Consider the following 23,664-nt stretch of genomic DNA (forward strand, 5'->3'; position numbering starts at 1 on the left):
CAATGCTGTTCCTGGTCGCAGCCATGCTGAACCTGGCCATTTTCTATCCTGGCATCGTCACGCCGGATTCGCTGTCGCAACTGGCGCAGGCCAACAGCAACAGCTACAGCGACTGGCACCCTGCACTTATGGCCTGGTTGTGGCGGCTTACCAATTTCATTGTTCCCGACCATGCCGGCCTGCTGGTACTGCATGTGTGTGTGTTCTGGGGCGCGCTGTTTTACCTATCCCGTCAAAATCAGCAACAGTCGCCAATTTGGTACCTGGCCGTGGGACTGCTGCCCTTCATCCTGGGCATCAGCGGCATCATATGGAAGGACGTGGGCACCGCCTATTTCCTGCTCCTGGCTGCGGCACTGCTGCAGAAGCGGGGTTACGTCGCAGCGGGCATTTTCTGGGTCTGCGCGTTCATTGCCGTGGGCTACCGCTACAACACAGCCCTGTCCATCTTTCCTCTGCTCTACCTGTTCTTCCATATACGCTTTCGGCGTCTGGCCTGGCCGCTGCTGCTGGTCATTTCCGCCATCGCCATGGTGGCCGTCTACGCCGCTGTCCAATTATTCAATTCGAGCGTGCTCAAAACGCAAAAGGATAACCCTTCGATTGTCATCCTGGTGGACGATCTGACTAATCTTTCCATCGCACGACAAGAGTCCCTGATCCCTGGACTAAGCCTGAACCAACTACAGGCTAGCTACCGCACGTCCATCAATGACAATTACTTCCGCCTGCACGACAAAGGCGAGCCGCCCCTTTCAATCGAAGGAATACAAGCTGCCTGGAAGCAGGCTGTGCAAACTTATCCCTGGGACTACCTGAGCTTCCGATTAAAGACCTATGCCCATTTCATGGGCATTTCGCTGTCCCCGCCTTTCGACCTGAACAAGCCCAGCTACAGCTACTGGGAACCCCACTCCTTCGAATCGACCGATACCAATCGTTTACGCATCCTGACAGGACAATATGTCCGGGGCATAGCCAAGGCGCTACCGTTTCTGTTCACGGGATGGTTCTGGCTACTTGCCTCGACGCTGCTGCTGATGGCCTGCTACCGCTGGCGTCACCACCCCAATGCAGGTCTGGCCGCGGCCTTGAGCCTATCGGCCATGATCAACCTGCTGTCCTATCTGCTGGTGGCCAACGCGCCTTACTTCCGGTACTACTATTGGTCGGTTCTGGCTTGTACTGTGGCCTGCGTATTGCTCAGGCAGAGCAGTCGATACCAGACAAACCGATATTCAGACGCCACAAAAGACCTGAATACAAACCAATGACATCGAGTTTGGCCGCTATGGGCCTCCATAATCTGTCCTCGTACAGTGACGCCTTGAGAGCAAGCCTTTAAAATGGCAGCTTACTAGGGCGTCAGCCTTGAAAAAACACAGAATAATCAAATACATTACAATTACCGAATCTAGGTAATGGCATTGCCGAACTTATCCATGAGCCCTACTTTGCACAAACCTGAAGAACGCATTCTGGTCTTTATTCCTGCTTACAATTGCAGCAAACAAATACAGCGAGTGCTAGCTCAGTTCAAGGGCGTCGAGTCCCTTTTCTCAGAAATACTGGTCGTGGACAACCAAAGTCTTGACGGAACGCTGGAAGCCGCTCAGACGACAGCAAAAGCCTTGAACGTCAAGGTCACAGGCGTTCGTAACAATGACAACTATGGCTTGGGAGGCTCACACAAAGTCGCCTTCAACTACGCCATCAAGAACGGCTTCGACTACCTCATCGTTCTCCACGGCGACGACCAAGGCAATATCCACGATCTGATCCCTCATCTGCGATCGGGCGCCCACCGCGACGTTGACTGTCTGCTTGGCGCCCGCTTCATGCCAGGCTCCAAACTAGAGGGCTACTCGGCTTTCCGGACCTTCGGCAACGAGGTATTCAACCTTTTGTTCTCTGTTGGTGCGGGACGCCGGCTCTACGACCTTGGTTCGGGCCTGAACCTGTATCGGGTCAGTCGGCTATCGCAAGGCGGGTATGCCGGATTTGCGAATAACCTAACCTTCAATTATTTCATGATCCTCGCATCCGTAGCCTGGAAATGGAACATTCGATTCGTGCCCATCACCTGGCGTGAGGACGACCAAATTTCCAACGTAAAACTGGCGCGCCAGTCCATTCAAGTATTGGGGATTCTGAAACGTTACATCTTCAATCGAACCGCCTTCATGAAAGGTAATTACTCAGGGCGCCCTGCAGACGACTATGGTTGTACCGTTAAATGGTCGCATGCTCCTATCGATGCACCGCACGACTGATATGACCTGCATGACTCAACTGCGGTTTTCCCGCTGGGGTTTCTGGCTCTCGGCGTTAATATTCCTGCTTTGCACTGCCTTATGGCTAACCACATTTCCAGACCTGTACTCCTCTGCGCAAGCACCCCTCTGGATTCCTCTGGGTGTGTACCTGCTGGCTCACTGTCTGCGCGCCATACGGCTGAGCGTGCTGCTGGGCGCGCGCCAGCTACGCCCTCTGTTAGGCATGTACTTCTATACCGCTGCCTGCTCGGCCATCATCCCATTCAAATTGGGAGAACTAGTGCGCATCAACGAAGTCGCCTGGTGGACTAACAGCTACTGGAAAGGTCTGCTTATTGTATGGGTAGAACGCGTTTTCGACGTCGCCGCACTGATCCTGCTGGCGCTGCTGGCTTTCGCATTGAGCCCTTACCTGCCTGGCCAACTAGATGTCCTTCTCTGGGCCATGGGCGGATTCGTGCTGCTGACCTTGGTCGTTTTCTTCATTGTCCCCGAACAGCTTGCCAGCCTGAATCTGCATGTCATGCGCAGTTACCAAGGCCGCAAGGCCATTGGCATCCTGCGACTGTTGGACTCTTTCCAGCAATTACTGGATCAGGCTCGTCCCCTATTGTCGGGTAAAACGGTCACTCTGAGCCTGCTCACCATCCTGATCTGGCTGGCGGAACTGTCGGCTTATGCCCTGCTTTTTCAAGATGCTCCCTGGCGTGATGGAACTCAGGCATTAGTGATGCAACTCACCCTAGCCCTGGGCTCCACCGCCTCTATCGAGCTCCTGCCTGCCGTCGCTCAACTAGACCATGCCCGCCTGCTTTTACTGGTGTGCATGGGCGTGATAGCCCTTGGTATCTATACCAAAATGAGACAGCGCCTCCATAATTCGCCACCCTGAACCATGACTTCTGCCGTTCTCCTGTTCGATAACGCCTCCATCGTTCCACATGACATCAGCAACCTGCTAGGAGTCAGCCGCTACTCGGACATCTACTATCGCAAGCGGTCTTTGGACCGCTGGATTGCAGACATCTGCGCCGCAGCAGGCATCGATTTCGTCGAGCTTGCGGAAGGTCCAGCATCCAGCGCCTTGACCAAAAGGTTGGAACAAGCCAATCTGGTCGTGCTGTATATACCTTCATTCATGGCGTTTGGCTGCCCAGAAGAAGACGCGGCCCTGTTCCTGCGTAAATTAAGCCTGACACGCTCGTGCATCTGCGTGACCGAATCCGATGCCGCTGCACAGCCCAGCATTCAAGTCGCCGCCATGACCGGGCAATTAGCCCGGCATGTTCTGCAAACAGCGCTGCAAGGAGGAAACCTGGCAGAGACTCTGGCCGAGGCGCGCCATCAGATGCACTCGGTGCCCAGCGACGTCCACCTCATCGACATGCGCGATCCATTGCGCTTCACGGACTATCTCACCAGCAACTTCGATGTGCGCTTTTTTAACTCCGTGCAATCGGTCAACGACTTCACTGTTGAAAAACGTTCATCAGATGCGCGGAAGTTACGGCGCGAATACCAATATTACGGACTGCTACCCGCCGAACTGCAAACTTTCTTCATTCAACCCTATGCGTTTCATCAGGAAGGCAACAGCGCCAGCTACCGGATGGAACGCTTGTTCGTACCGGATATGGCCTTGCAATGGATTCACGGATCCTTGGATGAGCGCAGCCTGAAACGATTTTTCGACAAAATATTTCACTATATCGACCTGCGGCCTGCCAAGGCAGTCGACAAAGTGACAGCGCAATCTGTTTATCAGGATGCATATCGGACCAAAGTCAAAGAACGCCTGCAGCAATTGAAGACTCTTTCAGAATTCGATCGGCTCAGCCCATACCTGGACGTCAACTTTGGCGGCATAGACGCGCTGTTCAATCGCTACTTTACCTTGCTGGATCAAGCTGACGAGCGACCTCAGCCCAATGAGCTTCGCTTGGGACACGGCGATCTCTGCTTTTCTAATATTCTCTACAGCAAGACCACAGACTTGATGCGTTTCATCGACCCTCGTGGCGCTGACAGCCAGGACGACCTGTATCTGACGCCTCTTTACGATCTGGCCAAGCTTTCGCACTCGGTTATCGGAAACTATGACTTCATCAACTATGGCCTGTTCCAACTGGAAATAGATCAAGACCTCCAACTGAGCCTGCATATCGAACAGGAGGTTCCGACATGGGCTCGCCCGATGTTCGAGCAACATCTGCGCCAGAACGGTTTTGATCCTTATCGAATCCGTCTGCTCGAAGCCTCGCTATTCCTGAGCATGGCACCGCTGCACATCGATTCGCCCAGAAAAGTGCTTGCTTTCCTGGTCAACGCCGGCAAGATCCTTGCCGAACTCGAATCCCAATCTTAAGGAAGCTGTCGTGCTCTGCAAAGAACGCTGCATTGTCATGGATGTAGACGGGACTATCTGCCCGATCCGCCATCCGGACCAGAGTTATTCGGACCTTCAACCCTATGCCGATATCGTCGATCTTATGCGCGACTACAAGGCAAAAGGCTTTTACCTGATTCTGTTTTCAGCTCGCAACATGAACACGTTCGATGGCAATGTCGGACGCATCAATGCAGTGACTGGCAAGCAAATGATGGAATGGCTGGATCGTCACGACATCCCCTACGACGAACTTCATCTGGGCAAACCCTGGCCTGGTCGAGGCGGATTTTACGTCGACGACAAAGCAATCCGTCCAGACGAATTCAAGTCACTTAGCTATGAAGAAATACTTTCACTTATCGGCGAAGACCCAGGAGGTCAATAAATGAGCAATGTCGTCATCACAATGGCCGGCCTGGGCAAGCGTTTCCGGGACGCTGGTTACGACTGTCCAAAATACCGCATCCAGGCACACGGACGCACACTTTTTGCCTGGTCCATGTTAAGCCTGCGCAGCTTTATCAACGCCGGCGCCGAATTTATATTCGTGGTGCGAAATGAAGACCAGGCCACCGACTTTATCGAGCAGGAATGCCGCGACCTGGGTATACGTTCAGCCAAAATTATTGAAATCGATGCCCTGACCGATGGTCAGGCTACCTCCGCAATCCTGGGCGGAGAGCATCTGAGCCGTCCTGATGAGCCATTCCTGGTCTACAACATCGACACTTTCGTCCACCCCGACGCCCTACCAGCCGACGCAGTGCGCGGGGACGGATGGGTTCCATGCTTTCCAGGCAAGGGCGACGGCTGGAGCTTTGCAGCCGCAGATGAGCAAGGTCGTATCACAGAGATGCGTGAAAAAGTGCGCATATCGCCCCATGCCACCGTCGGCCTGTACTGGTTCAGCTCCTTTGACCTGTATCGCACTGTGTACGAGACCTACTACAGCGACCCTGCCAATATGGAAAAAGGCGAAAAATACATCGCTCCCATGTACCGCAAGATGATTCAGGATGGTCAGGCTGTGTATCTCCACGAAATCGCCTATGACGATGTCGTGCCGCTGGGTACACCGGTCGAGGTCGAAAACTTTCTGCAGCAGTCGCCTCCCATACTCTAGATATTAAGAGCATCAGAACGAGGCATGAACCGGCTCCACACCACCCGTTTTTTTTGGCATATCGCGCTGGCGCTAGCTGGCGGCTTGGCTTATCTGGCTCCTCTCATTAGCAATCTTTCTACTGCCGCCCTGCTCAAGGCGGCTCTGGCAAGCTCTGGCATTTACCTGGGACTACGCTGCCTGTCGGCACGACGAGGCACCCGCAATGCCACCTTGCTGGCCTGTGCATTCGCACTCGTAGCCGCGCTGCTCCTAGGGCTTTCAACTCCTATGGTGCGCGACTCCGTTCCTTCGGTATCCATCACGGCCACAGGCGATCGAAACCCCCAATCCTTGTCATCAGAAGTGTTCGTGAGCCTAATCGATCAGAGCAGTCCGGCGGCAAGTGTATTCAAGGGGGACGATTGGGAGCAACGAGGTGATGTGTATGTCTCTTATCAACGGCAACCTGCGACCTTGGTGCTCCAAGGGGGCTGGAGCGATGGAGCCTCGCTCAACTTTGTATCGCATGATCACTCAGGCAAGGTGATCGTCGATATTGGCTCGAACCGAAGCACACTTGACCTTTACGCTGCTCAAGCTCACTCCATCTCCCTTGCCCTTCCTGTGCCCGAGCTCTCGTGGAGAGGCCTACTTCAGCAGGCAGCCATCGTTATTGCTTTGGCCGTTTTTCTTGCCGGGGTCTATGTCCGTTTGTTTTCGCCCCTCACTGTCTGGAACGCTGGCTTGGCATTGTCTGTTCTATGCACAGCAGCAACAGTCTGGACGCTGCAAGACGTCAGCTACTCAGGGGCGCTGGAAATAGTCAGTTTTGACGCCCCTGCTCCGGCAGCCCAAGCTCATCTGAACACAGGCTATGGATATTCATCTTTGCTTGTTATTCCTTTGCAAACGGGCCAGTCCCAACGTTCGCAACAGGTTCACCAAGCCTATGACAACAATATGTTGCGAGCGCAGGCACTACGGCTAGTACCATACGGCCGAGCACAAAATGCAGTGCAATCGACATGCCGGCCTACACAGGATAAGCCCTGTCTGTACGAACTGCTCAGCACATCAGCGGACACAGCCCCGACGCTGCAGCTAAGCACTCGAGATAGCAATTTAACCATTCCTCTACCCGCCGACATCAGTACCAGAAGAACATTCCTCTTGCTGGAGCAAGACGATATAGGCTTGACCGCCACAGTAAGCCAAGCCTATATAAATCTTGCGCCCTGGAACCAGTTTTCCAGTCATGTAGAGTCCTTGGCTATTTCACTGGAATCAAGTGGATATGCGCAAAAGAACTTCAGGCTGCAGACCTCTTCCCATGGAAATAGATTCCTGCCATTACAGACTCTGTCAGACGGCGAAATTGCTCTCACCCCCGTCCAACGCCCCACTACAAATAGTTTGACAGCAATGAAGGCCATGGCCGCGATGGTATCGGGCAGTTTGGTCATGCTGCTGGTCACCCTTTTTCAGGCTACGCGCAGCTTGCTGCAGATCGCCGGTCGAGGCAGGTGCGTTCAGGCAAGCTTGTGCCTGCTCGCCTCGTTTGCTTGGTTTGGCCTGCTTGCGATAATCAGTTGGCCGGCCATCCTGGGCTGGGATGGTCTGTCCCCATACGTGCAAGTTCAAACCGGACAAATATCGTTATGGTACGGATTGGGATACCCATTATTCATTGGAGGCTTCCTGCTTCTGGGGCCTGGCTGGCTCGTAACGATATGGTCGTTGCTGGTAGGTTTGGTCATCATGCTGGGCGTATCCGTCCTATCGCTCCGTTGGTCGCCCAAACGATTCAGCTGGCTGCCCGTCATTCTCACCGTCCTTCTCTTGCCCTTAAGCGCAATCAGTATCGGCGTCGTCACCCATCTGCGCGACGCTATCAATGGCCTGATGCTGGGGGCCTTCGTAGTCCTCGCATTTAGCCTAGTCATTCAGTATCGCTGTAAAAAAACCGTGCCAGAAGGGGCGTGCATTTGGCTGTTGATCATTGCCTGTATCCTTGCCCTGCTGCGCATAGATAATCTTCCTACGTTGATACTGCTGAGCGTTGGATTTATAGCTATAAGTTTTGGCTGGGGCCTCCGTACACTGGTCATAAGCGGTGTGGTGCTCGGCATCCTCATTTCCATCAACCCACTCGTGGCCCGCTTCGTGCTTCCAGACCAGACCGCTGCTGCCAACGAAAAAAGGCTCTATGCGTCGACCGCATTGATCAATCCGTTGACGGGGATGCTGATATACGGAAAAGAAGCACTGCCTGCCCCTCTCTATGCCGACATCAAGGCCGAGCTGAACCAAATAATGGATGTAGACCATGCCATCAACAACTGGACCCCTTACAATGTGGTCTATTGGCACCAGACAAGCAATCAGCGCCCCCTGCCCAGCGATGCCGTAAACAAACAGCTTCAGCATCTGTATGTACGGTCCATGATCGAGGCCCCATTGCTATTCTTGAAGCTGCGTACAGCCACCTTTGGCACCATTCTGGGGCATGACTGGAACAGTCTTGGAAAGAATTATGATGCCAATCCTGCCGCGCACCCGTCCTTTCATGACCATCTACTGAACCCCGATCCTCATTGGCGACAGCAAACGGCCATTTTTACCGGTTTCTCAACTGACGGACACCCATACCCAGGAGCCAGTCAGGCCTTACTAACATGGAATGCCAAAATGGCGAGCTCCGTTGGCCAACTGCTCATCTGCTTGCTCGTGGCACTATTTGGCTGGCGCAGGGCTCCTCTTTCCAGCGTCATTGCATTAAGCCTGCTGGCCCGGTCTGCTATTTTCTTTCTATTCGCCCCCGCATCTGTTTTCCTTTATCTATATGACTTACATTTTATTGGAATCCTCATTCCATTTCTTGCAATAACGGAATATTTCTCTCGCTCGCACAGAAAACCAATATCATGATAATGCGCTTTGGCCTAGTTTCTGGTTTTGGCTGGTTAATTGATTTTGTACTTTTCACTACATTAACCAGTATTCAAACCCCTGTATGGCTGGCAAACATCATTGGGGCCACCACCGCAGTAACCTTTGTTTTTTTTGCATCTATAAAACGTATCTTCCAGTACGACGGTCATTATTTAATTAAAAATCTGGTTGTGTACTTGATCTATCAAGTCATCGCTATTCTTTTGGCCTCATTTATTATCGATTTAATTACCAGCATCGCTCAGATTAAGCCAATTTATTCAAAAATAATAGTCACTCCATTTACTTTTTATGCAAACTTTCAATTCATGTCATATTTAACAACAGGAAAACTAAGATTACTGTAATAAAAAAAACCGCCAGCTGGCGGTTTTTTTTGTGATTCAATTCATCATTTTTTCAGAATCTCATCAAAAAATATTTCAAAATTCTTTGTTTTTTCTGACCAATCCCATTTTTTTATACTTTCTCTGTTTTCCTGAGACAGGATAGGCGCCAATTCCTGTCGTTTCATGTAGAAATGCCGCAACTTTTCCTTAAGCCCTTCAATGCTACGCTCAAAAATGAAATCCATCTGCAAAGGACCAAATGCCTCGGGAACAATGCCTACATCCGTCGACAGGACAGGAACGCCGCAGGCCATAGACTCCAATATCGGGTTGGGCGTACCTTCGATCTTGGACGGACAAATGTAGAGATCGATTCGTGCATAGTAATCAGGCATATCGTGATGACTGATAAACCCCAACTGGCGATCCGCCAGATGCAGTTCGAACTCCAAGCCTTCCTGGCGTAATTGCTCAATCGCCGGCATGAGAATGGAATGAAAACCCTTGAAATCCTCTTGCTCGCCAGCCCACTTGGAGTTTCCAGCCCAGCCTACGACCATAGGACGCTGGCCTATATCATCGAAGCGCTCTAGATTTTTGGGTTTGAATAAGGTCAGGTCGACGCCATCCGCTGTTTCTTGCGTAGGATCAGGATAACAATCGATCTGGGTATAAATAGTTTGTAGCCGTTGCGAACTGACGGTATAGCCACACATGATTTCCGTAAACAGACGCTTGCGGGCGAGTATCTCCGATTCTTTCAAGAACAGGTGGTCGTATACCGCACCAGTAAGCTTCAGGGGTGCGATGTAGCGCCGATGGAAATCGGCCTCAGAGTAACCCAGACCGTAGTTATAGTCCTTGAAATACTGCGAGTCCATCAAGGTCAAGAATTCACGCCAAAAGAAGTGCACCATGTCGCAGTCGCGGCACATCAACAAAATACGCGTGAGACTATCGACCACTCCCGTAGGGATAATGACAAAATCATATTTATGGCTCAGATAGCGTACAACTTGGCGTGCAATATTGGCGAATGCCCAATACTCGGAGTCGATGATCAAAGCGATGCGTGGCTTGCGCTTCTCCACTGCAGCTGACGGCCCAGGACTCAATACTCCCATCCAGTCGCTCATGCCAGACTGGCGATAAGCCTCCAGTTGCAGATCGACTTGATCAGACTCCAACTCTGCGCATACTTCAATGCCATACTCACGCAGCATTGCCGCCTGAAAATCGGCATCCACATGCAGCCCTGGCGCATCACGGCCAGCGACCAAAGGGTGGGCGGCTTTATCGGGCACCGATTGCTGCTCAATACCGCCCTCGACCATAGCTAAGGCTTTAAAGCCATTGCGAAAAACCCGCAGCGAAAAATCAAAATCCGCATACTGACCGGACAACCCAGGCTCGAAGTCGCCCAATTGAGCCCAGCTAGGAACAAATACCAAGCAGGCTTCCAGACTTAAATACGGACAACGAAAGTTGTGCACGTCGGCAACACTGAAAAGACTGTCCTGTGCGCTGTTCACAATCGCCAGACTGCGGCCATTAAGGAACAGTACTTCAATAAAGCGGGGTGCAACCACCTTATCCGCTACTCCGCGCACACTCGCATGGAAACTCAGGAAATGAGCCCCTGTAGACGACAGCTCCGCAATGGCCACATCCAGAGGATTACGGACGAACACCATATGATCCGTAAGCAGAAGAGCCCAGCGCGTCGAGACTCCCGAGATGACTTGCTGCAAGTGCTCCATCGAGACCAGGTCCCGGACTTCGCGAGTGTGTATACGGTAACGATCGCCATAAGCGGCGAGAATCGCTGTGACCTCTTCCATAGCGCCTGGAAGGTGGACCAAAACGATTTCTCCGGCGAACTCAGGCATTACTTGCCAGACGGACGCCATGAAGCCGGCCAATGTCCCTTCAGCACCATCTCCGGTCCTGACGACAAGGCTTAGATCCTGACCGTTGCGTCCTAGCATGGCCTGATTGAAACGCGTGAATGCAGCGATGCTGCTGCCAGGATCCTCGTTGGACATTGCGTCCTGGTCTCGACGTAGCTCAGAAGACATGACTTTATCCTTTCACTACACGCTTCAAACCCATGAGGATGCGCTTCAAAGGCCCTGGCACCATGCGGCTCATACGGGTGTAGCGCCAGTATCCGGACTCCATGGTAGAAACCACCTCCTCTAGATAGGCAATACGATCCCGAAAACCGGAATTATCCGTGTTGCGCAGTGCTTCATTTTCCGAACGAATTGCAGCCATTAAAAGTGCCATATGGCGGTTCTCCTGCGACAAATCCGCTACTCGCCCTTGCAGACGGGTTACGTGCTCCGACATCCGCTGAATCTGATGATCAAAAGCCGCCTGCTGATCTGGAAAGTCGCACCACGCGTCAAACATCCGCAAATACGCATCCATATCTACGGCAAAATAGCTGGCCGCTGCACTCGCTTTTTCGGGCAAGTTCCAGATACCCGCGTAATAACTGCAGTTTTCTGTATTGACAATAGCTGCTTGTTTGTTCGGAATGGCAAATCCTTTATCTGCCGACCGTACCTGCATCCATGACTGGCCAATAGATTCGTAATCATTTTCCTGATTTTTAGGAACAGCTCCGAACCCAAATACAGCCGTACCCAATGACCACTGTACTTCAGTACCGAGCACACCGGTCGCGACATCCTCAAACTGCTCAAAGGTATATTTGCGCAAGTGATAAGGGTTGGATTGATCGGGCTCGAAATACCAATGGTCGTTCGGACACGTGATATAAAACACGGCATCAGGCTTAGCCATCTGTTTCAAAAGTGACAGAAACTCGCTGTCATCGGGCACGTGCTCGATTGTTTCGATGGACACAACCACATCAAAGTAATCAGATCCAAACTGTTCCGCCAATGAATGGGCATCCGCCTGCAGGTACTCCACCCCCACTTCACTGAACAAAGTGCGCGACTTCTCCACCGCCTCGACAGAAACGTCTGCTGCGATAACACGGCGCGCCCCTGCCATTTTCAACAAGGCCGAGCCGTACCCCTCTCCACACGCCAGATCGAGCACCACTTTGTCCCTAACGTACGGCAAGACTGCTGAATAGCGCGCCAGATGAATAGCTGCTTCGATGTTCGGATATTGTGGCGAAGCCACCATGTCCAGCCTTTCCATTTCCTGATTCTCCCGAGACTCTCGCCAAACCGGACGGCTGGCAGCTGAGATTTTATTTTTTGAATGATTGCAGCGCTGCAATCAGCTGCGCCCTTTTTTCAGCGCATATCCGCATATAGTCCCCACGATGAGCCTCCAGCAACTCAACAATCTCGTGCCGGCTCGCAAGCACCTCATCCAGGCGACGGCTGATCGCTTCAGGATCGTCTACCCTAGGCTCAACCAACAATTCCGACAATCTGGAACTGACAGCGGAATACACATCGCCCGCCGGACCGACGATGCACGGCACAGAGAGCGCCCAGCTTTCAAGTGCGGACATAGGGCTGCACTCTGTATTGGTCACATACAGATTCACATCCAATCCGTCGAGCAAATGCAGAAAATCGGTGCGCGGCAAGGTAGGATAGAAATCAATACCTTGCACGCCCAGGTTCAACGTACTGAGTTGCGTTTGATCCAGATTGGTCTTCAGAACCACATTTTTTCGACCGGCCACTGCCAGGGCCTGAACAAAGGGATTTTTGTACCAAGAGCTGATCGCAGAAAAAAGGCCGATGGATACACTGTCCGCCTTCCCCTGATGTCCGCCTCGGCTGCTGCTAATTTGCGGAATAGGGTTGAACAAATCCCAACCCCTGATGCCTAATCTTTCAAGAGTACGGTGTAGACCCGGCTTGATGGTCACGACTCCATCGATGACTTTGTTGTCATATTGTTGGCGCCACAGATCAAAATGCGCCCGGTGCGAAGGCTCAACCCACTGAGCCGGCGAGCCATGCCAGGCAAAAAACTGACGCACACCCGGATTAATGTTCCGCAACCGCTGAGCCAGTTCAATATGCAGTACAGACCCACCGCTATAGATAATAGGGTGGCGCCAGTTTTTCAATTGACTGACCAAGGCATCGAGATAAACATGTTTGCGTACTTCAGGGAATTCCTGATCCGCATAAGGAAAACGCAGACACTCCTGCTCGAACAAGGCTTCCGTGGACGCGGCAACGCCTCGCCACATCGGAGCATAAACGACAAGTAGACCCATTCGCTCCGAACGTTCGATTTGTCGCTGATAATATCGCTCCAAACGCTCATAATCGACTGCGCTACCCGCCCCGCCATGAATGACGCGGTTATACAACGCAGACGCGCCCGGCACGAAACGTCCTATCGGTTTGATAAGATTGAATTGCTGAGCAAGACGAGCCCCCGAGCGGAATGCCGTGACCAAGCCGCGATTGAACCAACCCATACGCCGGGCGCCTACAGCCTCTTTGCGCAAGCGGCCGTCCTGAAGATTACGATCATGGGCCAGATTCAAAAAAGCAATCCATTTCGACAACAATGGGCTTTCAGCCCCGAACTGGATCTGATACATCCTCTGATTGTCATCCTGCAAGGTCTTAAGCAACTGTCTGTCTCTAATCAGCGCCTCCAGAGCCTGCTCAAACGCAAACGCGCTGCGCTCGACTATCATCGCTTCCTGAGAGGCCGGCAGGACTTCCCGTGCAATTCCCACATCTGTCGTCACTACTGCGCAGCTACACGCCATGGCCTCAATCAGGGTCAAGGGCGTGCCCTCCTGCTGCGACGCGATCAATAACACATCTGCGTCCTGCAGTATTTCAAGCAAACGTTCTCTGGGTGTTGCGTTTACTGCCGAATCGCAGCAAATGAACTGAATATCGGGGTACTTTGCACGCAAGGCCTCGATAGCCGGCTCAATGATGCTCACCAAGCCCTTATAGTCCGAGAAACCGGCACTTTCCCCCCACTTCGAATTACCTGACCACACGACCGTAAACGGTCGTCCAGTTAAAGGGCGGGACTCACCGCTCAGCGGCACTGCAGGCCAATCGAAGATTATGTCGTCCGGGTCCGCTACCAATGGATCTGCGCTGTACAGGTCATGGAGATCGCGACATGTCGTAAAGTAGCCATCCACGAACTCGAACAGACTGGCTCTGTCCAGCAATTCCAGATGATTGGAATACAGGTAATCGGGCACATGTGTCGATATCGCCATCTGAGTGAATGCACGATAAGGCGCCGAAGCGCCATCGACGACCGAAAGCAGAAGCTTCAGGTGCTCACGAAAGAAAAAATGAACATGGTCGACCTGCTGCTCAGCCAACTTTTTAAGCAACGTAACTGGATTGGAAAAATCCTCCCAATACAAAATAGTGCAATGAGTATGGGCATTCAGCTTGTCACACAGAGAGCGAGCAACATTGTCAAAAGCCCAGTTTCGAATATCAACAATGAGGGCAATGCGTCTGGACTTGATTTTATCCACGGCTTTCCCCGTCAAGACTTAGGTTCGGCAAGATAAGCCCAGTAGGCCTGCAACCCCTCCATGACATCACCGGCAAAACGGAGCCTGCCTCCTTCTAACCACATCACCTTGTTGCACATATCTATAATGACCTCTGCAGAATGAGAGGCAATAAACACAATATTGGCCTTGTCCTGGAACGCCTTCAGGCGCGCGTTCGCTTTCTCCAGGAATGCAGCATCACCTACCCCGATGACCTCGTCCAGCAGCAGCAACTCAGCCTCGACCGCCGTGGAAATGGCAAAAGCCAGGCGGATGCGCATGCCCGACGAGTAGGCTCGAATGGGAAGATGCAGATAGTCGCCCAAACTGGTGAATTCAGCGATTTCAGCCGTCTTGGACTCGACTTCTTCGGGCGACATGCCAAGCAGCATGCCACGCAACTTGATATTCTGATAACCCGTCATAGAGTCATCCATGCCCAAGCCCATTTCCAACAGAGCGACCGCTTTGCCCTGAACCTCCAGATGCCCGGCCGAAGGCTCATAGATGCCGGCCAGCACACGGAGCAAAGTGGACTTGCCCGACCCGTTCGATCCTATCAGCCCCACCCGATCGCCATCACCGAATTCGAAACTGACGTCCTGCAGGGCTCTTACCACGGTGATGCCATTGCCGCCTGCGCCGATCCTACCCGAGGCCAGCTTATTGAGCATACGCATTTTCATGGAGCGGCCGCTCAACTCATAGACCGGCATCTCCACAACCAAATTCTTTGCTATTACATGTGACATTTAGCTGCCCCTAAACCCAGTACGGAATACGCGCGCGATATTTACCGTGCATGAAAAGACTTAACAGGGTCCCGACAACAGCCAGCCCAAGACAAACCATCCAGCTCAGCAGTGGAACGGACGTGCCCAGCAACGGCCCACGCACCACTTCAATCAGGTGGGCGAATGGATTCAAGTCAATCAGCAGCGGGTACTTCTGCAGCATGTCACGCTTAAACAGAATAGGCGTGATATAGAAAATGACTTGGATGAAGCTGGCTACAATCTGCGGCAAGTCTCGAAAACGGGCGCACAGTAAAGCCAGCAGCGTAATAACCCACATCAAATTCCATACCACCAGCGCAAATCCCAATATGAAAAAGTGCAATTGATGAATGAAATTGATCTGGAAAATCACCAGAACCAATATAACAATAACGAAGTTGTGTGCCAGCACAATCATGTTGCGCCATAGCGTCTGAAAGATGAACAGCCCTCGTGGCAACGGCACCTGCTTCAAATAAGGACTGGCGCTGATATAGGCATTACAGCCGTCATTGATCGACGTCGAGATGAAGGCCCAGAATACGAAACCAATGGCCAGCAGAGGCAAATACTCACTCAGCTTTGCCTGAAACAAGGTTCCATATACCAACCCCAAGGCCGTCACCAGAATGGCCATGCTGATCGTCAACCAGAACGGCCCAATCTTGGACCTAGCATAGCGCTGGCGGATTTCCACCCAACCCAGCAAAAGCCAAAGGCTACTGGAGCGCAGACTCTGCGCCATATCCTGGTAGCCAACACTGAAAAATCGATTCATTCCCTAACCTAGAAAAAAACCAGCCTGTCAGCCTGTATTCAGGCCCGACGCCGCAACCGGCCGGCATAGATGGCTCCCCGCAGGGAGTCCGAAAGCAAGCGCACCGGAATTCTAATACTTAAATTTCGGGTGAACTCAAAAATGTTGGTAAACCCCCATCGCAAGAATTTACGCTGAATGGCATATTCAAGACGCGCATAATGCCAGCCACCGCGGCGGGCTAGCATGGTCCGACCTGCACGTGCCCAGACAGTAGGCTCAGGCATATTGTCCAACTGCGCGCCGTCAAGCAGCAAGCGCACCCACAACGCATAGTCCTCAAAATAACGATCATCTTGATAGCTGCCCGCATCCAGAACACGCTGCTTGCGAAACATGACCGTCATATGATTGAATGGATTGCGCAACCGGGCATAACGAGCCAGCTCAGCCTGCCCCACTGGCACGGACTTGAGAAGCAGGCCCGACTCCAGATGGCTATGCTCGAACTCCCATATAGGCGAGCTGAAGGCATCAATATGCGGATGCGAGTCGATGAAGGCCAACTGGCGCTCGAATCGATCAGGCATGCACAGGTCATCCGTATCAAAGCGCGCCACCCAATCGTGACGGCAGTATGGCAAGCCCGCCGCTAAGGCGGGACCCAAGCCACGATTTTCTGGCAGGGACACAAGCACGAGAGGCAACCGTTCCAGAAATGAATCGATTATGGTACGCAGTGATTGTGGCACGGGCCCGTCCAGCACCAAGACCAACTCATCGGGCACCACGCTTCCTTGACAAACGCTTTCAAGGGCCTGCCGGCAATACTCTGGATGGTCCCCGTGATAAGTGGACATCAGCAAACTGAATGGTATGGACATAACAAGCAAAGAAAGTGCGCAGGGCCTTTCGCGAGCATCGGGGTGGAAAACGACCGCGCGGTTTGGGAAGCGCCTCAGGCTTTCATGATGACGGGAATCGATGGGTAAAACAGTCTATGTTTGTAACACAACGTCCCATGACAGCCAGCCGTGCAGTGCAATAAAACAACGCAGCCAGATCACTACATTGCCTTGCAAGAAAACCGTCATATGCTTAACCGCATCCGGAAAAATCTCCTATTTTTACGAAGGGATTAGCGTATCGTAAGCCCCAAGAGCCTACACATTGTTCTAAGTCCCCCTAAGCCTTTTCCGCGCAGCAAGAGCGCATACCCGGTTCAACGTCCAAGGCGGGTCAAGTCGTGTAAACTTTGCCACCGCCTGCTTAACACTTCTTATGACCCATTTGCACACTAGACGCTACACCCGGCTCCACGAACAGATCCTGCTTTCGCGCACTTTCTCGTTCCTATGCGGATGGCTTCTGACCGTGGCCATCCCGGCCACCGTGTACTGGGGCCACCCCTTCTGGGAGGCCAAGGATCCAGGACGCTGGACGGCAATCACTCTTGCCTCTGTTTGTCTACTGATGTGTTATGTAAGCATTTCCCGCACGGTGAACAATTATCCGGGTGGGCAAAGCATGGGCCTTATTATCTCGAATGTCTTGTTTATCTACTTGGCTGGAGCACTGACCACCTTATTCCTGCGCATCGAGCTGTCCCGGTACATGCTATTTGCCAGTACATTCATCAGCATCAATTGGTTCATTGCTGAACACCTGCTTACCAAGCGTTATCTTAGAGCGAAGATCGCCATCATTCCAGGCGGCATGGCCAATGAGCTGATTCACTTGGGCGAGATCGACTCACGAGTGCTGAGCGCCCCAAATCTGGCCGGAGTGCGCTACGACGCGGTAGTGGCTGACTTCAACGGCCTCGACAGCACATGGCAACGCTTCATTACTCAGTGCGTTCTGAACGGCATTGCGGTTTACGACGCACGAGCTATGTACGAGGCCATTACAGGCCGCGTGCGCCTAGTGCGCATGGCGGACAATAACCTGGGCGCCCTGCTGCCATCGCGTGGCTACGAACGACTGAAGACATTGCTGGACTTCTGCATGGTCATCTTGGCCCTGCCGTTGTTGCTGCCGCTAGTGTTGATCACCGCACTATGCATACGACTTGACAGCCCAGGCCCTATTTTTTACACACAAATGCGGATTGGCCGAGGCAATCAGCCTTTTCGCATCTATAAATTTCGCAGCATGAGGACCGAGGCGTGCCTACAAAAAGAGGCCCGTTTTGCCCAAACAGACGACCAACGCATCACTCGGGTAGGCCACATCATCCGCAAACTGCGTATTGACGAACTCCCCCAATTACTGAATGTACTTAAGGGGGAAATGGCTATTATCGGCCCTCGACCGGAGCAGCCCGAGTTCGTGGAACAGTTCGACAAAACCCTACCGTTTTATACGTACCGCCATGTCATAAAGCCCGGCATTACCGGATGGGCTCAAGTGCGCTACGGCTACGCGGCAGACGAAAGCGATACACAGGCAAAAATCGAGCACGATTTCTACTATATCAAGCACGCTTCGATCTATCTGGACATCTACATACTGCTGCTGACTGCGCGCACGGTGCTAACAGGATTTGGCGCACGCTAAGTCAGCGCTGCTCCAAGAGCAAGCAGCGCTGGCTCAGCAGCCCCATTAATACCGCCAGCATCAATAAAAAGAACATCAACGTGTTGTTGCGTATGAGCATAACCTGACTCTGGCTGTACACGACGTAGCCCAGGATCAAGCAAACGCCTGCCAAAGCGTAGCTGCGCACAATAGTATCGGGATGGCGCAGATACCTCAGAAAATGCCAAGCCGAGCTGACTATCATCCCAGTCAGCGCCAGTAAAGCAAGCCCCCCGTATCTCACCCATACTTCCAGGAAGGTGTTGTGCGTATTTGCCAAGCTGGCTGGAACCCGGCCTAGTAAACCCGCTTCAGCACGTTCACGCAGCTCCTTGCGAAAGTGCACTTCTCCCCAGCCAAGAATTGGTTTTTCCTTCAAAAGTTCCAACGACGTGTGCCAAATCGCAAAACGTGCGCCCAACGAACCCGAACTGGCAGCCCCCTCGTTTTGATACTCCGCCAGATCTTGGGACACTTCCTGTATGCGTTCCTGCACCAATGGGGAATACAGCGTAACAGCGGCCCCAGAAGCCACGATCGCTGCAAACACCAGCAAGCAAGACATTAAATTACCACGTCGCAGAAAAGCTACCAAAAACAGCATCAGGAAGACAGGAATAGCAACCCAACCGCCCCGGGTGCCCGAAAAATACGAGCCCAACAGACCGCAGGTAGCGCCTGCAGCCAGTGCCACAATCCAGAGCCGACGATGAGCGCAGCGCTGGCAAAGCGCCCAACACAATCCTATGATCAGGATCACGCCCATGGTTAAAGCTAGGTTGCCGAACTGAATAGCCCCGGTGTAACCGTAGGCCTTAAATTCGCCGGACTGAACCATTTTCCAATAGGCGAGCACCAGTCCGCTAATTGCTCCTACCACCAGCCCCGACCAAAGCGCCGCCGGCTGGGGTGGCTGCTTCATACAGCATTGGATCAACACTATGCCCAAGGCAAACTTGGCCGGCACTTCGTAAGCGTCTGCAGGGTCTCCGTGCCAGGCTGCGGCAATGCCCCCCACCAGCACAAACAAGCCCATCCAGACCATTACCCAAACTTCCGAACGCTTAAACGAAATATGTGGCCCTTTCAACTGCCAAAGCGAGTACAACGACAACACGCCCAGCACATAAGAGTAGCCGCTTTTTGTGGACAGAAGACTGGCGAGGAACAGAAACACCAATACCGATGTAACACGATGGCCCTCGCGGGAAAAAAGGGATGCTAAAGCCATAGATTAAGAATATTCAATTGTTCGGGTTGGTATGGTCCGTTATTCGGGCGAAACTAGCCCAGACTGCTGAGTGTTCGCATTGGCTTGTTGTCATGCTAAAACTGCTATGCGAAAGAAAGAGGGACGCGTGTTAAAGCAGGTATTAAATTGTAACAGAACTTCTCTGGCGTGGCAGTTTAAATCTGACTCGTCGTGGTTTCCGCTAATAACATGACACACTACTACGGTCGATCCAGTAACGCCATAGTCCGGATAGAAGCGCAGCTTAGGAGCACCGTCCATCCGAATTATCCGAAATCAACATATCATGCACATTCTCGTCACCGGCGGTGCAGGCTTCATTGGCTCCGCGCTCATTCGCCATATAATCAAGCACAGCTGTCACACCGTACTGAATCTTGATAAGCTGACCTACGCCGGCAACCTGGAGTCGCTGGCTTGTGTCGCTAACAGCGCTAGGTACCAGTTCTCCCAAACAGACATCTGCGACGCCGCAGCACTTGGCTCGCAGATTCAGCAGTTTCAGCCCGACCTCATCATACACCTAGCTGCAGAGTCACATGTTGACCGCTCTATCGACGGACCTGCCCAGTTCATTCAAACCAATATCGTGGGCACCTACACCTTGCTTGAGCAAAGTCGCCAGTATTGGGAAGGACTGAGCACGCGAGACAAGCCGCATTTTCGCTTTCATCACGTTTCCACGGACGAGGTCTATGGTGATCTGGGCAAAACGGATGCGCTCTTTACCGAGACGACCGCCTATAACCCCAGTTCCCCTTATTCGGCCAGCAAAGCCAGCTCCGACCATCTGGTGCGGGCCTGGCATCGCAGCTATGGTCTGCCGGTCGTCATCAGCAACTGTTCCAACAACTATGGCCCCTATCAATTTCCGGAAAAACTGATTCCCCATATGGTGCTCAGTGCCCTTAAAGGCCAAGCCTTACCGGTGTATGGGCAAGGAGACCAAGTACGCGACTGGCTGTACGTCGAGGACCATGTACGTGCCCTGATCGCCGTGGCCACACGGGGAAAGATAGGTCAGACTTATAACATCGGGGGAAACCAGGAACGGAGAAATCTGGAGGTAGTACAGGCGATCTGCTCCATTCTTGAGGAGCTTTGCCCTCGCAAACCGGCAGGCCTGGCCCTTTATTCAGACCTGATTACGTTTGTCGAAGATCGGCCCGGTCACGATCAGCGCTATGCCATTGATGCCAGTAAAATAAGGCGGGAGCTTGGTTGGCAGGCTCAAGAAAGCATAGAGACGGGCCTGCGCAAAACCGTACGCTGGTATCTTGAAAACACGTCCTGGTGGGAACGCATCCTAAGCGGTGCCTACCGTCTGGACCGTCTGGGAAAACAGGTGTGAAAGGAATTGTTTTGGCAGGGGGCTCAGGTACACGCCTGCATCCGATTACGATGGGTGTGTCCAAGCACTTACTGCCTGTCTACGACAAGCCGATGATCTACTATCCCTTATCCGTACTCATGCTTGCGGAAATACGGGAGATTCTGATTATCTGCACCCCAGAAGATCGGCCTAATTTCCAGAGCCTGCTAGGTGATGGCTCCCGCTTTGGCATAACACTTTCCTACGCCGAGCAGGCCTCACCAGACGGTCTGGCTCAGGCCTTTCTGATCGGAGCGGACTTTATCGGCAAGGAGTCCGTCTGCCTGATTCTGGGCGACAATATTTTCTACGGCTATGGCTTTAGCCAAATGCTGCGCACCGCCCGCAGCCGCGCTGAAGGCGCCACCATTTTCGGCTATCCCGTCAACAATCCGGAAAGCTTTGGCGTTGTAGAAATAGATGCAGAAGGCAAAGCCCTGTCGATTGAAGAAAAGCCGATGGTGCCCAAATCTCACCTTGCCGTTACCGGCCTGTATTTTTACGATAATCGGGTCGTGGACCTAGCCCGCCAAGTCACCCCATCGGCTCGCGGCGAGCTGGAAATTACCGACATCAACAACGCCTATCTCCGTTTGAATGCGCTACATGTCTCCATACTCGGGCGTGGCTTTGCGTGGCTGGACTCAGGCACTCACGAAAGTTTGATGGAGGCGGGCTCGTTTATTCGTACCATTGAACACCGTCAAGGCCTGAAAGTGGCTTGTCTGGAAGAAATTGCTTTCAATCAGGGCTGGTTACCCAGATCCGCTCTGCAGGCCCAGGCCCAGGCCTTGGAAAAAACAGGCTACGGGCAATATCTGGCCCGCTTGCTGCACCCATGATATGCACATTCATCCCACCTCTTTACCCGGCGTTCTGATTATTGAGCCGCGCGTCTTTCACGACGAGCGAGGCTATTTCAAGGAAAGCTTTAATGCGGCTCGCTATCAAACGCTGGCCGGCATTGACAGTGTCTTTGTACAGGACAATCAGTCCTGCTCCAGGGCCTGCGTTCTACGAGGACTGCATTTTCAAAGGACCAGGCCTCAAGGCAAGCTGATTGGCGTTACGCGCGGTGCCATATTTGATGTCGTCGTTGATATAGACCCCCACTCCAGCACATTCGGACACCATCTTGGCGTAGAACTCAGCCAGGACAATCACAAACAGCTGTGGGTCCCGCCTGGCTATGCGCACGGTTATTGTGTGCTCAGTGCCGAGGCGGATGTCAGCTATAAATGTACGGACTACTATCGACCCGACGATGAAGGTGGGCTGGCCTGGGACTGCCCACGGTTGGGCATCGACTGGCCCATTCCGAACCCCATCCTGTCTGCAAAAGACAAAATGCACCCGGGATTGGAGCAATTTCTGCGGCCATGACCAGGATTTTGATCAGCGGTGGGCACGGCCAACTCGGTCAAGCACTCACCCAGCAAGCCACCCACTTGCACCTCATATCTTTGGGGCATCAGAAACTCGACGTCACGCAACGCGCCTGTCTTGAACGCGCCCTGGATCGCCACCAGGCAGATATCGTGATCAACGCTGCCGCCTACACCGCGGTAGACAACGCTGAAACCGATGTCGAACAGGCATACCGAGTCAACGCGATCGCTCCGGGCTTGATGGCGTCGGTCTGTGCCGAGCGCGGTATTCAGATGCTGCACCTTTCCACCGATTATGTTTTTGATGGTCTGGCCGCTCAGCCATATGCGGAAGACGCGCCGACCAACCCTATCAGTGTCTATGGACATAGCAAACGAGAAGGGGAACAAGCCGTTCTGCGCGCCCTGCCCTCGGCCCTCATTTTGCGTACCAGCCGGGTGTTCAGCCCATTTGGGAACAACTTTCTGACTCGTCTGTTGACGCTTGCTCAGGAACGCTCGGAATTGAGCCTCGTAGATGATCAAACAAGCGGTCCGACCTATGCCCCCCATCTGGCACGGATCGTCTTGCAGCTGACAGAAAGGCTGCTTGCATCAAGTTCAGACACAGGCTCGTTACCGCTTACAGGCATTGTCCATTTCTCTGGCCTTCCCTGCATCAGCTGGTACGGTTTCGCCCAGGAAATCATTGGACAAGCGGTCAAGCTGGGCTTGCTGGGCACCGCGCCGACACTCACCCCCATCCCGGCCAGCCACTACCCGACACCTGCCCGACGACCTGCCCAATCAGGACTGCAGCAAGACCGTGTAGACGCCCTGCTAGGCAAGGACACTATAGAAAGAGACTGGCGCAAGGGAATTGAACACAGCCTTTTGTTTCTGCAAAAAACCCGCTAACCCGGGCATGAAACACCCTGTCTGAGCAACTCAAACCCGGCAGACAACAAGACCAAGCCTAGGCTTGTACGCCAGATTCGAATTTGAAGCCCCC

Annotated in this window: 20 protein-coding genes; 13 read left to right on the forward strand and 7 right to left on the reverse strand. The window is 52.9% G+C overall.

Features of this window, described 5'->3' with window-relative positions:
• Window positions 1-2: 2 nt before the first annotated feature.
• From ACOZ42_RS15025 to ACOZ42_RS15060, 8 genes are all read left to right on the forward strand, one after another.
• Window positions 3-1,274 carry a hypothetical protein gene (locus tag ACOZ42_RS15025; protein WP_426345318.1) on the forward strand — a complete coding sequence of 424 codons (1,272 nt, stop codon included), beginning with the start codon at window positions 3-5 and terminating at the stop codon, window positions 1,272-1,274.
• A gap of 168 nt (window positions 1,275-1,442) precedes the next feature.
• A complete protein-coding gene (locus tag ACOZ42_RS15030) occupies window positions 1,443-2,273 on the forward strand; it encodes a glycosyltransferase family 2 protein (RefSeq protein ID WP_426345319.1) in 831 nt (276 codons plus the stop codon).
• Complete coding sequence (locus ACOZ42_RS15035) at window positions 2,221-3,168, forward strand: lysylphosphatidylglycerol synthase domain-containing protein (protein WP_426345320.1); 948 nt, start codon at window positions 2,221-2,223, stop codon at window positions 3,166-3,168. The genes ACOZ42_RS15030 and ACOZ42_RS15035 overlap by 53 nt, the downstream gene beginning before the upstream one ends.
• A gap of 3 nt (window positions 3,169-3,171) precedes the next feature.
• Window positions 3,172-4,641, forward strand: a complete 1,470-nt coding sequence (locus ACOZ42_RS15040; RefSeq protein WP_426345321.1) for a capsular biosynthesis protein — start codon at window positions 3,172-3,174, stop codon at window positions 4,639-4,641.
• A gap of 10 nt (window positions 4,642-4,651) precedes the next feature.
• Complete coding sequence (locus tag ACOZ42_RS15045) at window positions 4,652-5,050, forward strand: capsular biosynthesis protein (RefSeq protein ID WP_426345322.1); 399 nt, start codon at window positions 4,652-4,654, stop codon at window positions 5,048-5,050.
• A complete protein-coding gene (locus ACOZ42_RS15050; RefSeq protein ID WP_426345323.1) occupies window positions 5,051-5,788 on the forward strand; it encodes a glycosyltransferase family 2 protein in 738 nt (245 codons plus the stop codon). It begins immediately after the preceding gene.
• A gap of 24 nt (window positions 5,789-5,812) precedes the next feature.
• Window positions 5,813-8,698: a hypothetical protein gene (locus tag ACOZ42_RS15055; protein WP_426345324.1), complete on the forward strand. Its 2,886-nt coding sequence runs from the start codon at window positions 5,813-5,815 to the stop codon at window positions 8,696-8,698.
• Complete coding sequence (locus ACOZ42_RS15060) at window positions 8,695-9,069, forward strand: GtrA family protein (protein WP_426345325.1); 375 nt, start codon at window positions 8,695-8,697, stop codon at window positions 9,067-9,069. The genes ACOZ42_RS15055 and ACOZ42_RS15060 overlap by 4 nt, the downstream gene beginning before the upstream one ends.
• A gap of 44 nt (window positions 9,070-9,113) precedes the next feature.
• Here ACOZ42_RS15060 and ACOZ42_RS15065 read toward each other — a convergent pair whose 3' ends face one another.
• From ACOZ42_RS15065 to ACOZ42_RS15090, 6 genes are read right to left on the reverse strand one after another with little or no spacing between them, the layout of a single operon-like run.
• The gene (locus ACOZ42_RS15065) at window positions 9,114-11,129 is read right to left on the reverse strand and encodes a glycosyltransferase (RefSeq protein ID WP_426345326.1); all 2,016 of its coding nucleotides are present in this window, start codon (window positions 11,127-11,129) and stop codon (window positions 9,114-9,116) included.
• A gap of 4 nt (window positions 11,130-11,133) precedes the next feature.
• Window positions 11,134-12,231: a class I SAM-dependent methyltransferase gene (locus tag ACOZ42_RS15070; RefSeq protein WP_426345327.1), complete on the reverse strand. Its 1,098-nt coding sequence runs from the start codon at window positions 12,229-12,231 to the stop codon at window positions 11,134-11,136.
• Window positions 12,232-12,283: 52 nt separating this feature from the next.
• Window positions 12,284-14,527 (reverse strand): glycosyltransferase family 4 protein, encoded by a 2,244-nt coding sequence (locus tag ACOZ42_RS15075; RefSeq protein ID WP_426345328.1) that lies wholly within the window; start codon window positions 14,525-14,527, stop codon window positions 12,284-12,286.
• Window positions 14,528-14,538: 11 nt separating this feature from the next.
• Entirely contained in the window at window positions 14,539-15,300 is a 762-nt protein-coding gene (locus tag ACOZ42_RS15080) for an ABC transporter ATP-binding protein (RefSeq protein ID WP_426345329.1), read from the reverse strand.
• A 10-nt stretch (window positions 15,301-15,310) separates the two neighbouring features.
• The gene (locus ACOZ42_RS15085) at window positions 15,311-16,102 is read right to left on the reverse strand and encodes an ABC transporter permease (RefSeq protein ID WP_426345330.1); all 792 of its coding nucleotides are present in this window, start codon (window positions 16,100-16,102) and stop codon (window positions 15,311-15,313) included.
• Window positions 16,103-16,140: 38 nt separating this feature from the next.
• Entirely contained in the window at window positions 16,141-16,965 is an 825-nt protein-coding gene (locus ACOZ42_RS15090; protein WP_426345331.1) for a glycosyltransferase, read from the reverse strand.
• A gap of 397 nt (window positions 16,966-17,362) precedes the next feature.
• Here ACOZ42_RS15090 and ACOZ42_RS15095 point away from each other — a divergent pair, with 397 nt between their 5' ends.
• A complete protein-coding gene (locus tag ACOZ42_RS15095) occupies window positions 17,363-18,640 on the forward strand; it encodes an exopolysaccharide biosynthesis polyprenyl glycosylphosphotransferase (protein WP_426345332.1) in 1,278 nt (425 codons plus the stop codon).
• A gap of 1 nt (window position 18,641) precedes the next feature.
• On the opposite strand, the gene ACOZ42_RS15100 is transcribed toward ACOZ42_RS15095, so the two are convergent.
• A complete protein-coding gene (locus ACOZ42_RS15100) occupies window positions 18,642-19,892 on the reverse strand; it encodes an O-antigen ligase family protein (RefSeq protein WP_426345333.1) in 1,251 nt (416 codons plus the stop codon).
• Window positions 19,893-20,196: 304 nt separating this feature from the next.
• Between ACOZ42_RS15100 and rfbB the strand changes: the two genes are divergently transcribed.
• From rfbB to rfbD, 4 genes are read left to right on the forward strand one after another with little or no spacing between them, the layout of a single operon-like run.
• Window positions 20,197-21,264: a dTDP-glucose 4,6-dehydratase gene (gene rfbB / locus ACOZ42_RS15105; RefSeq protein ID WP_426345859.1), complete on the forward strand. Its 1,068-nt coding sequence runs from the start codon at window positions 20,197-20,199 to the stop codon at window positions 21,262-21,264.
• 50 nt (window positions 21,265-21,314) lie between these two features.
• Window positions 21,315-22,127, forward strand: coding sequence for a glucose-1-phosphate thymidylyltransferase RfbA (gene rfbA / locus ACOZ42_RS15110; protein WP_230406339.1), 813 nt, complete (start codon window positions 21,315-21,317; stop codon window positions 22,125-22,127).
• Window position 22,128: 1 nt separating this feature from the next.
• Window positions 22,129-22,668, forward strand: a complete 540-nt coding sequence (rfbC, locus tag ACOZ42_RS15115) for a dTDP-4-dehydrorhamnose 3,5-epimerase (protein ID WP_240209468.1) — start codon at window positions 22,129-22,131, stop codon at window positions 22,666-22,668.
• A complete protein-coding gene (rfbD, locus tag ACOZ42_RS15120) occupies window positions 22,665-23,570 on the forward strand; it encodes a dTDP-4-dehydrorhamnose reductase (protein WP_426345334.1) in 906 nt (301 codons plus the stop codon). The genes rfbC and rfbD overlap by 4 nt, the downstream gene beginning before the upstream one ends.
• The last annotated feature ends 94 nt before the right edge of the window (window positions 23,571-23,664 follow it).

It is taken from the genome of Alcaligenes sp. HNGD-HTN06 (genome assembly GCF_049932565.1).
In the GTDB taxonomy this organism is placed as follows: Bacteria; Pseudomonadota; Gammaproteobacteria; order Burkholderiales; family Burkholderiaceae_B; genus Alcaligenes; species Alcaligenes ammonioxydans.